Annotated in this window: 13 protein-coding genes; 7 read left to right on the top strand and 6 right to left on the bottom strand. The window is 53.5% G+C overall.

All coding sequences use genetic code 11. From position 1 onward, the window contains the following. Position 1 precedes the first annotated feature (1 nt). The 4 genes from fabI to pdeR all read left to right on the top strand — a co-directional run bounded on the left by fabI (position 2) and on the right by pdeR (position 6269). Positions 2-790: an enoyl-ACP reductase FabI gene (gene fabI, locus F0319_RS12060; RefSeq protein WP_003856831.1), complete on the top strand. Its 789-nt coding sequence runs from the start codon at positions 2-4 to the stop codon at positions 788-790. A 155-nt stretch (positions 791-945) separates the two neighbouring features. Beyond that, positions 946-1932, top strand: coding sequence for a CMD domain-containing protein (locus F0319_RS12065; RefSeq protein ID WP_149367039.1), 987 nt, complete (start codon positions 946-948; stop codon positions 1930-1932). Positions 1933-2020: 88 nt separating this feature from the next. Then, on the top strand, positions 2021-3955 hold the full coding sequence (locus tag F0319_RS12070) for an exoribonuclease II (RefSeq protein WP_149367040.1): 1935 nt from the start codon (positions 2021-2023) through the stop codon (positions 3953-3955). A gap of 322 nt (positions 3956-4277) precedes the next feature. Next, positions 4278-6269, top strand: a complete 1992-nt coding sequence (gene pdeR / locus F0319_RS12075) for a cyclic di-GMP phosphodiesterase (protein WP_111965957.1) — start codon at positions 4278-4280, stop codon at positions 6267-6269. On the opposite strand, the gene F0319_RS12080 is transcribed toward pdeR, so the two are convergent. Beyond that, complete coding sequence (locus tag F0319_RS12080) at positions 6266-7135, bottom strand: crotonase/enoyl-CoA hydratase family protein (RefSeq protein ID WP_111965956.1); 870 nt, start codon at positions 7133-7135, stop codon at positions 6266-6268. The genes pdeR and F0319_RS12080 overlap by 4 nt on opposite strands. Positions 7136-7328: 193 nt before the next feature. Between F0319_RS12080 and F0319_RS12085 the strand changes: the two genes are divergently transcribed. From F0319_RS12085 to osmB, 3 genes are all read left to right on the top strand, one after another. Then, on the top strand, positions 7329-7511 hold the full coding sequence (locus F0319_RS12085; RefSeq protein WP_111965955.1) for a YciZ family protein: 183 nt from the start codon (positions 7329-7331) through the stop codon (positions 7509-7511). 43 nt (positions 7512-7554) lie between these two features. Beyond that, positions 7555-8307, top strand: coding sequence for a DNA-binding transcriptional regulator YciT (yciT, locus tag F0319_RS12090; RefSeq protein WP_149367041.1), 753 nt, complete (start codon positions 7555-7557; stop codon positions 8305-8307). 263 nt (positions 8308-8570) lie between these two features. Then, positions 8571-8789 carry an osmotically-inducible lipoprotein OsmB gene (gene osmB / locus F0319_RS12095; RefSeq protein WP_008501216.1) on the top strand — a complete coding sequence of 73 codons (219 nt, stop codon included), beginning with the start codon at positions 8571-8573 and terminating at the stop codon, positions 8787-8789. A gap of 105 nt (positions 8790-8894) precedes the next feature. Here the strand turns inward: osmB and yciH are convergent, their stop codons facing one another. From yciH to pgpB, 5 genes are all read right to left on the bottom strand, one after another. Continuing rightward, complete coding sequence (yciH, locus tag F0319_RS12100) at positions 8895-9221, bottom strand: stress response translation initiation inhibitor YciH (protein ID WP_149367042.1); 327 nt, start codon at positions 9219-9221, stop codon at positions 8895-8897. Then, a complete protein-coding gene (pyrF, locus tag F0319_RS12105; protein WP_023335943.1) occupies positions 9221-9958 on the bottom strand; it encodes an orotidine-5'-phosphate decarboxylase in 738 nt (245 codons plus the stop codon). The genes yciH and pyrF overlap by 1 nt, the downstream gene beginning before the upstream one ends. Before the next feature lie 186 nt (positions 9959-10144). Beyond that, a complete protein-coding gene (gene lapB, locus F0319_RS12110) occupies positions 10145-11314 on the bottom strand; it encodes a lipopolysaccharide assembly protein LapB (RefSeq protein WP_115875429.1) in 1170 nt (389 codons plus the stop codon). Between the two features lie 6 nt (positions 11315-11320). Beyond that, on the bottom strand, positions 11321-11629 hold the full coding sequence (locus tag F0319_RS12115; RefSeq protein WP_023312067.1) for a LapA family protein: 309 nt from the start codon (positions 11627-11629) through the stop codon (positions 11321-11323). Positions 11630-11777: 148 nt separating this feature from the next. After that, positions 11778-12545 (bottom strand): phosphatidylglycerophosphatase B, encoded by a 768-nt coding sequence (gene pgpB, locus F0319_RS12120; protein ID WP_111965963.1) that lies wholly within the window; start codon positions 12543-12545, stop codon positions 11778-11780. Positions 12546-12634: the final 89 nt, after the last annotated feature.

The following is a 12634-nucleotide window of genomic DNA, read 5'->3' on the forward strand; positions in this document are numbered from 1 at the left end:
TATGGGTTTTCTTTCCGGTAAGCGCATTCTGGTGACTGGCGTTGCCAGCAAACTGTCCATCGCATACGGCATCGCTCAGGCAATGCATCGCGAAGGCGCTGAGCTGGCGTTCACCTACCAGAACGACAAGCTGAAAGGCCGTGTTGAAGAGTTTGCCGCGCAGCTGGGTTCCAGCATTGTTCTGGAATGTGACGTTGCACAAGACGAAAGCATCGACGGGATGTTTGCTGAACTGGCAAAAGCATGGCCGAAATTCGACGGTTTTGTTCACTCCATCGGCTTCGCTCCTGGCGACCAGCTTGACGGCGACTACGTGAACGCGGTTACCCGTGATGGCTTCAAAATCGCTCACGACATCAGCTCCTACAGCTTCGTTGCGATGGCAAAATCATGCCGTGCGATGCTGAACCCGGGCGCAGCTCTTCTGACTCTGTCCTACCTTGGCGCTGAACGTGCTATCCCTAACTACAACGTTATGGGTCTGGCGAAAGCATCTCTGGAAGCGAACGTACGCTACATGGCGAACGCAATGGGTCCTGAAGGTGTACGCGTTAACGCCATCTCTGCAGGTCCTATCCGCACCCTGGCAGCTTCCGGTATTAAAGATTTCCGTAAAATGCTGGCTCACTGCGAAGCGGTTACCCCGATTCGTCGTACTGTTACCATTGAAGATGTTGGTAACTCTGCAGCATTCCTGTGCTCTGATCTTTCCGCGGGTATTTCCGGCGAAGTGGTTCACGTTGACGGCGGCTTCAACATCGCTGCAATGAACGAGCTGGAAATCAAATAAGCTGTGACTCTCTTCCCGCACGGGAAGAGAGTATTTCCCCCCCGCGTCACCCCTTCGTTATTCCGTTCTGCTATTTGTTATCACCTAACAATATTTTTCCCTTTATCTGCCTTAAGCCAGGATATTGATCGCCATTTTGAGATCAAGGAACGCACATGGAACAACGCCGTTTTTCCGGCAAAGGCCACTGGTATCACGAGACCCAGTCAAACCACGCGCAGACGGATGTTCTGCCCCTGGTGCCCGAAGCCGCTAACGTCGACGATCGTTTTTTGCTCGATTTAGCCTTGCCTGATGAGATTGTCGCCGCCTGTTCTGGCTGGCTTGCTCCTGCCAGAGCCTTATGCCACCAGCTGTTTCCGCTCTCGATTCCCGTGAACCGCCTGCATACGCTCAGCGCCTACGATCGGCTCAGTACCGCGCTAACCGTCGCACAGGCCTGCGGCGTTCAGCGGCTCTGTAACCACTATGCCGCCCTCCTCGCTCCGCTTCCCGGCCCGGACTCCTCGCGCGAAAGCAACCGACGTCTGGCGCAAATTACGCAGTATGCCCGCCAGCTTTCCAGCTCTCCTGATGTGATCGATGATAAAGCCCGCAACCAGCTTGACGAGGTGGGCCTGTCCACGTACGACATCGTGGTAATTAACCAGATTATCGGCTTTATCGGTTTTCAGGCGCGCGTGGTCGCAATTTTTCAGGCCCTGCTGGGACATCCTGTTCGCTGGTTGCCGGGACATCATATTCAGCCGCACACGCTCCCCGCGAGCCACGATGCGTGGACGCCGCTTTTACCTGTCGTTGAGCTGCGCTATGCGAATGCGCATCAGCTTGAGTCCTTGTTCCGCTGGCAGGCTGAACCCGCGCTTGAGGCGTTGACGCCGGTTCTTTGTCATGAGCCGACGCTGCTCGATCTGACCGGCGAAATCCTGTTAAACACTCGCGAAGAGATCCCGCTGACGTCCACCTCACTTTCAGCGGCGCTCGAACTGCTGACACGCTCTCCGGACCGCTTCAGCGCCGCGCAATTTACCCCGGTCACGGATCAAGGGCTCACGGGCGAACAAGCCATCAAGCTGCTTACCCGGAGTGCGTTTGATGGCTGGCTTAATCGTCTGAAAGTCGCGTTTGGTAAAGAGGAATAACCACACTCATTACCCAAAGACCGCTTGCTGAGACAGTGAGAATCGCGTAAAACTGTCAGCCGCTCAATGGCTACGAAAATAGAACATTATGTTTCAGGACAACCCGCTGCTAGCGCAGCTTAAACAGCAACTGCATTCCCAGACGCCGCGTGCAGAAGGGGTCGTAAAAGCCACGGAAAAGGGCTTTGGCTTCCTTGAGGTTGACGCGCAGAAAAGCTACTTCATTCCGCCTCCGCAGATGAAGAAAGTGATGCATGGCGATCGCGTCATGGCCGTCATTCATACCGAGAAGGACCGCGAGTCTGCCGAGCCGGAAGAACTGATCGAACCGTTCCTGACCCGTTTTGTGGGTAAGGTACAGAGAAAAGACGATCGTCTTTCTATCGTGCCGGATCATCCCCTGCTGAAAGATGCTATTCCCTGCCGCGCCGCCCGTGGCGTTGAGCACGATTTTAAAGAAGGTGACTGGGCCGTAGCAGAAATGCGCCGTCATCCTCTAAAAGGCGATCGTGGTTTTTATGCTGAACTGACCCAGTTCATCACCTTTGGCGCCGACCATTTCGTACCATGGTGGGTCACGCTGGCACGTCACAATCTTGAAAAAGAAGCGCCGAACGGCGTGGCAACCGAGATGCAGGATGAGGGTCTGACCCGTCGAGATCTCACCGCTCTGGAGTTTGTCACCATCGACAGCGCCAGCACAGAAGATATGGATGATGCGCTGTACGCTGAAGAGAGCGCCGATGGCAAACTGCACCTGACCGTTGCCATTGCCGATCCCACCGCCTGGATTGCCGAAGGCAGCAAGCTGGATGACGCGGCGAAAATCCGTGCGTTCACCAACTACCTGCCGGGCTTCAATATTCCGATGCTGCCGCGCGAATTGTCAGACGATCTCTGCTCGCTGCGTCCAAATGAAGTGCGCCCGGTCCTTGCCTGCCGCATGACTATCGCCGCAGATGGCGCGATTGAAGACGATATCGAGTTCTTCGCCGCCACTATCGAATCGAAAGCCAAGCTTGCCTACGATAACGTCTCAGACTGGCTGGAAAATACCGGTAGCTGGAAACCTGAATCAGACGCCATTGCCGCGCAGATCCGTCTGCTGCATCGCATCTGTCTCAACCGCGGCGAGTGGCGTAAAACTCACGCGCTGGTGTTCAAAGACCGCCCGGATTATCGCTTTGTTCTGGGCGAGAAAGGCGAAGTGCTGGACATCGTGGCCGAACCGCGACGCATTGCAAACCGCATCGTTGAAGAGGCGATGATTTCCGCCAACATCTGTGCCGCACGCGTGCTGCGCGACAAACTGGGCTTTGGCATTTACAACGTTCACACCGGGTTTGACCCGGCGAATACCGAAGCGCTGGCGGCACTGCTGAAGAATCACGATGTGCACGTTGATCCGGAAGAAGTGCTCACGTTGCCGGGCTTCTGCAAGCTTCGCCGCGAACTGGACGCGCAGCCGTCAGGTTTCCTGGACAGCCGCATTCGTCGCTTCCAGTCCTTCGCTGAAATCAGCACCGAGCCTGGGCCGCACTTTGGTCTTGGCCTTGAAGCTTACGCCACCTGGACATCGCCGATCCGTAAGTATGGCGATATGGTTAACCACCGTCTGCTGAAAGCGATTATCAAAGGTGAAACCATTGCCCGTCCTGAGGAGGACACCACGCAGCAGATGGCCGATCGTCGCCGTCTGAACCGCATGGCGGAACGTGACGTCGGGGACTGGCTGTACGCACGCTTCCTGCAGGATAAAGCAGGTACGGATACCCGTTTTGCCGCAGAGATCATCGATATCAGCCGTGGGGGGATGCGCGTCCGTCTGGTCGATAACGGCGCTGTCGCGTTTATTCCTGCGCCATTCCTGCATGCGGTTCGCGACGAAATGGTCTGTAGTCAGGAAAACGGTACCGTGCAAATTAAAGGTGAAACAGTTTACAAAGTCACCGACGTGATTGACGTTAATATCGCCGAAGTTCGCATGGAAACCCGCAGTATTATCGCGCGTCCTGTCGCCTGATAACCGCTTACATTGTCGGTCTTTTCGTTTCGGAAGGGCCGACAATTTTTATTTTAATCCTCGCCACAAAATCATTATTTTTCCTTACTATTTTCAGTATCCCTTCGCCTAAAACCGCCATAATTATCTACAGTAAAAGAGTGTTGTTATATTCGGTTGCATGAATTTTTATACGCTCAGTATCCTTTTTAACCTGACTCGTTTTATTATAAGAAAGCAGGGAAAAACAACAGGTTCACTTCGGTTTTGCCGCTGTTTCTCAACGGAAAAGTCGACAACAAATGAATAATTTGTGCGCTAATGAACAGCTGCGGGAGAAAACATGATGGACGATCTGGAGCAGAATTTGCTGTTTCGCTACATGGGGACTCACAGCCCGTGGTGGCGCTTATCAGCTGACAGCAACGCTCTGCACCTTTCCACCAGCGAAAATGCCGATGTCACTCAGGTCGTGGCGCTGGACGATGAACAGGCCGATCTCATCCGTCATTTAACCGTTATTACCTCCAGCATTTCCATGTCGCTCTCCCTGTACGGAGAAGATGTCCCGGTTCATCTTGTGGGTCGTAAAATTACCCGTAACGAGTGGGCCGGAACCGCTTCCGCCTGGAACGATACGCCCTCCGTGGCACGCGATCTGGCTCAAGGGCTCTCTTTTGCGGAACAGGTTGTCTCTGAGGCCAACTCCGTCATTGTTATTCTCGATCGGCACGGCAATATCCAGCGTTTTAACCGGCTTAGCGAAGAGTATACCGGCCTGAAAGAGCAAGAAGTGATTGGCCAGAACGTGTTTAAGCTGTTTATGAGCCGCAGCGAAGCGGCCGCTTCAAAGCGCAATATTACCGGTTTTTTTCGCAACGGCAGCTCCTACGAAGTCGAACGCTGGATCAAAACGCGTAAAGGGCAGCGGCTGTTTCTGTTCAGAAACAAATTCGTTCACAGCGGCAGCGGTAAAAATGAAATTTTCCTTATCTGTTCCGGGACAGATATTACCGAGGAACGCCGCGCTCAGGAGCGGCTGCGCGTGCTGGCCAATACCGATACCATCACCGGCTTGCCAAACCGCAATGCGATCCACGATCTGATTTCTGACGCCATCGTCAACCGCGGCGACACGCAGGTAGGCGTGGTGTATCTCGATCTGGATAACTTTAAAAAGGTCAACGACGCTTACGGGCATATGTTTGGCGATCAGCTGTTACAGGCTGTCGCCCTCGCCATTTTGAGCTGTCTGGATGAGGAACAGGTGCTGGCGCGACTGGGCGGTGATGAGTTTATCGTCATGGCCACCAATACCTCACAGGGCTCTCTGGAGGCGATGGCGTCGCGCATTTTAACCCGTCTGCGCCAGCCGTTCCGAATCGGTCTGATTGAGATTTATACCGGCTGCTCTCTGGGTATCGCCCTCGCCCCGCAGCATGGTAGCGACCGGGAAAGCGTCATTCGTAACGCCGATACCGCCATGTACACCGCCAAAGAGAACGGGCGGGGCAAGTTCTGCGTCTTCTCACCCGAGATGAACCAGCGCGTATTTGAGTATCTCTGGCTCGATACCAACCTGCGTAAAGCACTGGATAACGATCAGCTTCTAATCCACTATCAGCCCAAAATAACCTGGCGTGGGGAAGTCAGAAGCCTTGAAGCACTGGTCCGCTGGCAATCACCAGAACGCGGCCTGATCCCGCCGCTGGAGTTTATCTCTTATGCCGAGGAGTCGGGGCTGATTGTGCCGCTGGGCCGCTGGGTGATGCTTGATGTGGTTCGCCAGGTGGCGAAATGGCGCGATAAGGGAATTAACCTGCGCGTGGCGGTGAACGTCTCTGCACGACAGCTGGCCGACCAGACTATCTTCAGCGACTTAAAGCAGGCGCTGAAGGATCTGAATTTTGAATACTGCCCTGTCGACGTTGAGTTGACCGAAAGCTGTCTTATCGAGAACGAAGAGCTGGCGCTGTCCGTGATCCAGCAGTTCAGCAGACTCGGGGCGCAAATTCATCTGGATGATTTTGGCACCGGCTACTCTTCTCTTTCGCAGCTCGCCCGCTTCCCTATCGACGCCATTAAACTCGATCAATCCTTTGTCAGGGACATTCATAAGCAGTCCATTTCACAGTCACTGGTGCGCGCTATCGTCGCGGTGGCGCAGGCGTTAAATCTTCAGGTGATTGCCGAAGGTGTGGAAAATGCAAAAGAAGACGCCTTTCTGACCAAGAACGGCGTCAACGAACGGCAGGGTTTTCTGTTTGCTAAGCCTATGCCCGCTGCCGCATTCGAGCGATGGCTAAAACGATATCAAGCGCGAAATCAACGTTAACTGGCTTTACGCAGACCCGCCGCATGATGGCGGTTTTGCAGCGTGACCAGACGCTCCATGTAGGCGATATCTTTCGGCTCCAGGCAGAAAGCAGCATCCACCCAGTCTTCGGTTATGTCCATCAGTTCACTGCGAGGCAATTGTAGAACGCGGGTACGGGCGCGCAGCATCGCCCTTACGCCGTTCAGTTTTGGCCGCAGCGTATCGATGAAAGTTCGGGTGGAGACATAGCTTTGTCCGGGTTCAAACAGAACATCCACCAGCCCATGCTGTTCGTACCATTCAGCCGTATGGGATTCCCCTTTGTAGATGAGTTCTTCCGCCAGCTTCATGCCCGAACGGCGTGCGACCAGGGAATATCCCCCCATGCCCGGAAACAGATTGAAGGCAATCTCTGGGAAACCTAAACGGGCATCGCGCTGAGCCAGGGCGAAATGGTGCGCCAGAGCGGCCTCAAAACCGCCTCCTAGAGCACTGCCTTCGACCATTGCCAGAGTGATGGCTCCCGTATCAAACCCCCGTGAGGCCGCATGGACGCAATCAACGCAGGCGCGCGCGTACGCCCGCAACGCTTCCCGACGTCCGTTCTGAATGCACTCGACGAAGAACTGTAAGTCACCGCCCACATTGTACATCTCCGGAACCAGCGATCCGGTTACCCAAAAATCAACCGCAAAACCAGACTGGCGAACCAGCCATGAAAAGTTCATGATCTCCTCAATTAACGCATGGTTAAAGCAAGGTCGCGGCTGAGCCCGCAGCATCATCCAGACGGTGTGACGCTCCGCCTCGTAATAACCCGACAGCTGAGTGAACCGTTCAGTATCGGTAAACAGTGTACAGGTAGGCTGATTGATAACTGTCATAGTCTAATTCCTCTTATAAAAAAGCGCCTTGCGCGCAGTTTTAGACTAATCCACTCATTAAGCCTGCTGCATGAGGGGGAATAAATTTATCACTTACGTTTATGTAATTTAGTTATTGCATTTTTTCCCTTCTCTTTTGACCCTAATTTCTGCATCATTGAAAATATTAACTTTTCGCGCCTGGAGTGAGATTATGTCGACTATTGACGCACAAGCTGTAGCACAACGAATTGATACCGTGCTGGATATCCTGGTGGCAGGCGATTATCACTCTGCTATCCGTAATCTCGAGATCCTGAAGTCTGAACTTCTCGCTCAGAATGGCGCTGACAATACGCCTGAAAACGGACAGCCAAAAGCGCCGTGGGAAGTTTAACCCCACTGTCTCCGACCTCGTTTCGCTTTATTAAATGGATGCTATGAATTCCCGACAACAACTCATTTTGCAGATGGTCATCGATCAGGGACGCGTAAGCGTAGTCGATCTCGCTAGAACCACTGGCGTTTCTGAAGTCACCATCCGTCAGGATCTTAATCTGCTGGAAAAACAGAGCTATCTGCGTCGTGCGCACGGATATGCTGTCCCGCTGGACAGTGATGACGTTGAGACGCGCATGATGAACAACTACGCGCTCAAACGTGAACTGGCGGAATTTGCCGCGTCCCTGGTGAACAACGGCGAGACCGTCTTTATTGAAAACGGCAGCAGTAATGCCCTTCTGGCGCGCACGCTTGCCGATCAAAAAGACGTGACCATCATCACCGTCAGCAGCTATATCGCGCATTTGCTCAAAGAGACGCGCTGCGAGGTGATACTGCTCGGCGGAATTTACCAGAAAAAAAGCGAAAGCATGGTAGGCCCGCTGACCCGTCAGTATGTCCAGCAGGTTCATTTCAGCAAGGCATTTATCGGGATTGACGGCTGGCAACCAGAGACAGGTTTTACCGGTCGGGATATGATGCGCTCTGACGTGGTGAATGCGGTGCTGGAAAAAGAGTGTGAAGCCATTGTGCTCACTGACAGCTCTAAATTTGGCGCCGTTCACCCTTACACGATGGGCCCCGTTTCACGCTTTAGCCGCGTGATTACCGACGAGCGGTTGAGCGACGCGCACCGTATTAAACTGGAAGACAGTGGTCTGATCGTCAATATTATTAAAACCAGCGCCTGACTCCCCTCCGCGCCCGAACTTCGGGCGCATACGCCCTTCTTTCTCTGAGATGATTCTTAACCCTGCTTTAAGAGTTTTTACCTGTTTAACCTGCATTAAAGTCGTAAAATTACTGTTAGCGATATAACAGGAAGTGACTATCACCTGCGTGATGAAGTAACGCCTGCGCGACCAGCTTTCACGGGAAAAAGAATTAAGTATTCGATTCGTCTATACTTAATGCGCACATCTTTCCGTGAATCGATAATTCAGGAGAAAGTATTATGACCTTAACCAGCAAAAAATTAGCCGCCGCTGTTCTGGCAATCACTGTAGCAATGTCCCTGAGCGCGTGCTCTAACTGGTCTAAACGCGACCGTAACACCGCTATTGGTGCCGGTGCCGGTGCTCTCGGTGGTGCAGTATTAACGGATGGTAGTACGCTGGGTACATTAGGTGGCGCTGCCGTCGGTGGTATTATCGGTCACCAGGTTGGCAAATAATAACTATCCAAGCCTTCCCCGGTAATGCGATATTTAAACGCATTTCAGGTCTGACATACGCACGTATATAACACGAGCCACGGCATTTGCCGTGGCTCATTTATTTTAGCCGCCTGCCAGTTTGACTTTCATACCTTTGGCTTCCAGCAGAGTTTTAATTAAATCACGTTTATCACCCTGGATTTCAATAATGCCGTCTTTCACGGCACCGCCGCAGCCACATTTCTTTTTAAGTTCGGCGGCCAGCGCTGTCAGTTCAGCATCATCAAGGTCAATGCCGGAGATAAGACAAACTCCTTTTCCTTTTCGTCCACTGGTCTGGCGCTGGATCCGAACAATGCCGTCCCCCTTTGGACGTTCCACTTTCGCTTTCGGTTCGTCAATACGCCCGCTATCGGTTGAATAGACCAGGCGGCTGTTGGAATCGGTCATTACGCCCCCTTCTTCAGCGATGCGTTAATAGCCTTAAGCGTCTCAGCCGGGTTTGCAGACTGCGTCACCGGACGCCCAATGACCATGTAGTCAACGCCTGCAGCCAGCGCCTGCTCAGGCGTCATAATGCGGCGCTGATCGCCCACGTCGCTGCCTGCAGGACGAATACCCGGCGTGACGAGTTTAAAATCCTTGCCCAGCGCTGATTTGAAACGGACCGCTTCCTGCGCGGAGCAGACGACGCCATCCAGGCCGCAATGCTGGGTCAGACGCGCGAGACGTTCGGCATGCTCGGCGGGTGACAACGTCACTCCCAGGTCGCGTAAATCGTTTTCGTCCATACTGGTCAGCACGGTGACCGCAATCAGCAACGGTGCATCTTTACCGAACGGCAGGAGCGCCTCACGGGCAGCGGTCATCATTCTTGCCCCACCCGACGCGTGGACATTAACCATCCATACACCCAGTTCTGCGGCTGCGGCAACCGCGTGCGCCGTGGTATTCGGGATATCATGGAATTTCAGATCGAGGAAAACGTCAAAACCGCGCTGCTGCAGATCGCGAACGATTTGCGGTCCAAACAGCGTGAACATCTCTTTGCCAACTTTCAGACGGCAGTCGCGAGGGTCAATGCCGTCGACAAACGCGAGTGCAGCGTCACGCTTATTGTAATCAAGCGCAACAACAACAGGAGAATCCGTAATTACTCGGGAAGTGGAGGATGTAACAGACGTCATGACCAGCCCTTTTCGTCTATGGGCGCGCAGCGGCGCGGAACAGATAAACGGCCAGCATTCTACCTGCCGTCGTCGCAAATTGACAGAATCCATTTATTTCCCTGACAGGCCAGCAAACCGCACCGTGTTGAGAAAGCGTTAAAAGCCATCAGTATGTTGTAACTAAAATGAAGGCTTTTAAAAAAATTACTGCCCGTCCAGGCCACGGATTGGCTTGATAGTGGACCAGGCGCGGCAGGAAGGACAGTGCCAGTAGAGCGTATACGCGGTAAAACCACACTTCTGACAACGATAGCGTGGCTTGCTGCGCACCTGCTCGCCAACCATATCGCGCAGCACCATCAGGCTCTCTTTGGCGCGCCCTTCTTCCGCGTCGTTAAGGTGGTAATCCATCAGCTTATGGAAGACCCGCATGGTCGGATGACGCTGCAGCTGACGCGTAATGTAAACCTGCGCGGTGTCGCTTCCCTCATACTTCTCAACGACATCTGAGAGCATCAGTTCAGCGGTGGCGCCGGTGTTCTCTTCCACGCAGCGACGCAGGAATGCTACCCACTCTTCCTGCTTATCCAGCTGCTGATAGCAGGTTTGCAGCATTTCCAGCGTTTCACTGACCAGCTCTTTGTCCTGGTCGATCACCCGCAGCAGGCTTTCAACGGCTTTGGCGTAGTCGCCATTCGCCATAAAAACGCGCCCCATCATGATGGAGATTCGCGCGCTGTTGCGGTCCGCGGCAGCACCTTTCTTCAGTAACGCCATGGCTTTATCCATGTCGTCATTGCCCATCTGCTGAAGCGCAAGCTCACAGTAGAAATGGGCTATCTCAACGCGCTGCTTATCTTTCCCCAGCTTCACCAGACGTTCAGCCGTATCAATGGCTTTCTGCCAGTCGCTGGTGGCCTGATAAATCTGCAGGAGCTGCTGCAGCGCGCCGATGCGGAACTCTGTTTCATCCACCAGCTGGGAGAACATATCTTCAGCGCGATCGTACAACCCCGCGGCCATGTAATCCCGCCCCAGCTGTTGCACTGCAAGTAGACGTTGATCGTAGGTCAGAGAGGCGCTTTCCATCAGCGTCTGGTGAATACGAATGGCGCGGTCAACCTCGCCGCGCGAGCGGAACAGGTTTCCCAGGGTGAGATGCGCTTCAACCGTCCCGGTATCCTCTTTCAGCATATCGAGGAACAGGTCTACCGCTTTGTCCTGCTGATTGCTCAGGAGGAAGTTTACCCCCGCAACGTAGTCGCGGGAGAGCCGATTGGCCTCATCCTGTTTTGTTTGTTGCGCACTTCTGCGGCCCATATACCAGCCATAGGCTGCGGCTACAGGCAAAAGCAGAAACAACAACTCCAGCATAGTCGATTATTCCTTCACGACCGGCACACCAGAGCTTTCCGGGATGTCAGACGCAGGGGCAATGTTATTTTCAAGTCGCTTAATTTTACGTTCAGCGCGCGCAAGCGAAACACGGACTTTCAGCCAGAACAGACCGCAAACCAGCCAGCCAATGGCAAAGCCGGCAGCAAATAAGACCGCCAGCAGGCTCGAGACGCGATACTCACCCTGAGCCAGCAGATAGTTAAACGTCACCTGCTGATCGTTTTGTGCACCCAACGTGACTGAAATGACAAAAATCGCCAATACCAGTAAGAAAATGAGTAAATATTTCACATTACTTCCCGTTATGTGGTTCAAGCGAATAAAGTGTGTTCAATTCACCGCAATCAGCCTTATAAACTACCATTTTAGCGACGAGCGCGAAACGGAAAAAGTGACGCGCAGGTCATGGATCTATGGGCAAAATACGGAATATCAACCGTCAGGCGTCGGTTTGGTCCCTTTCGGCTATTTCTGCTTTCTCTTCTGGCGGTGGCGTTAGCGGGCCGCAGAATCGTTCAGTGAGCCAGGTCGCCAGCACGATCAGCAACCATGAGATGAGCGTGGCGACGACCAGGTCGCGCGGCCAGTGCATCCCCAGCAGCAAGCGGCTTCCCATAACCCCCGTCGCCCAGACCAGTAAAATCGCGATCGAAATCGTTCGACGCCTAGGCCAAAGCAGCCCAACCCCCAGCAACGCCCAGCTGGCCGCAAACATGGTGTGACCAGAAGGAAACGCGAACCCCGTCTCTTTCTGCCAGTGTTTACGCAAGAATTTCGGGATATCCTGCTGTTCCGCAAGCTGTTCTTTTACCAGCGCGCCACGATCTTTACGCTTTAAATTGTAGAACTCATCCACCGGAACATGATGGGTTTTTTCCAGCCAGACGACAAAAGGACGCGGCTCCTGAACGCGATCTTTCACCCAGGACTTCACCCCCTGACCGACAATGATAGCGCCACCGAGGATAGCAAAGAGCATCAGTGCTGCGCGCAGGCGAAAGCGCAGGCACCACAGAAACCAGGCGCAGAGGAGTACGTGGGTAATTATTCCCCATGGCTGGGTGACCGTTTCCGTTATCCAGTATAAGGTTTTCAGCCACATGGCATTATGCCCGGGCTGCCACATCCAGCCTGAAAGCCATACGGTCAGAGGCATAATCAGTAAAATGGCCGCACCTGCTGCCGTACGTCTGGCGATTGAAAGCATGTCTTCTCCTTTTTCGCTAAGCGTCACAATCATAACTGAAATTAATCCTTTGGGTGGATATGTCGGATCGTGCGTTTAACGTTCATATA

The organism is Enterobacter vonholyi (assembly GCF_008364555.1).
Classification (GTDB): domain Bacteria; phylum Pseudomonadota; class Gammaproteobacteria; order Enterobacterales; family Enterobacteriaceae; genus Enterobacter; species Enterobacter vonholyi.

Coding starts and splice junctions, on each gene's coding strand:
- fabI (WP_003856831.1), top strand. CDS start 2: ATGGGTTTTCTTTCCGGTAAGCGCATTCTGGTGACTGGCGTTGCCAGC.
- F0319_RS12065 (WP_149367039.1), top strand. CDS start 946: ATGGAACAACGCCGTTTTTCCGGCAAAGGCCACTGGTATCACGAGACC.
- F0319_RS12070 (WP_149367040.1), top strand. CDS start 2,021: ATGTTTCAGGACAACCCGCTGCTAGCGCAGCTTAAACAGCAACTGCAT.
- pdeR (WP_111965957.1), top strand. CDS start 4,278: ATGATGGACGATCTGGAGCAGAATTTGCTGTTTCGCTACATGGGGACT.
- F0319_RS12080 (WP_111965956.1), bottom strand. CDS start 7,135: ATGACAGTTATCAATCAGCCTACCTGTACACTGTTTACCGATACTGAA.
- F0319_RS12085 (WP_111965955.1), top strand. CDS start 7,329: ATGTCGACTATTGACGCACAAGCTGTAGCACAACGAATTGATACCGTG.
- yciT (WP_149367041.1), top strand. CDS start 7,555: ATGAATTCCCGACAACAACTCATTTTGCAGATGGTCATCGATCAGGGA.
- osmB (WP_008501216.1), top strand. CDS start 8,571: ATGACCTTAACCAGCAAAAAATTAGCCGCCGCTGTTCTGGCAATCACT.
- yciH (WP_149367042.1), bottom strand. CDS start 9,221: ATGACCGATTCCAACAGCCGCCTGGTCTATTCAACCGATAGCGGGCGT.
- pyrF (WP_023335943.1), bottom strand. CDS start 9,958: ATGACGTCTGTTACATCCTCCACTTCCCGAGTAATTACGGATTCTCCT.
- lapB (WP_115875429.1), bottom strand. CDS start 11,314: ATGCTGGAGTTGTTGTTTCTGCTTTTGCCTGTAGCCGCAGCCTATGGC.
- pgpB (WP_111965963.1), bottom strand. CDS start 12,545: ATGCTTTCAATCGCCAGACGTACGGCAGCAGGTGCGGCCATTTTACTG.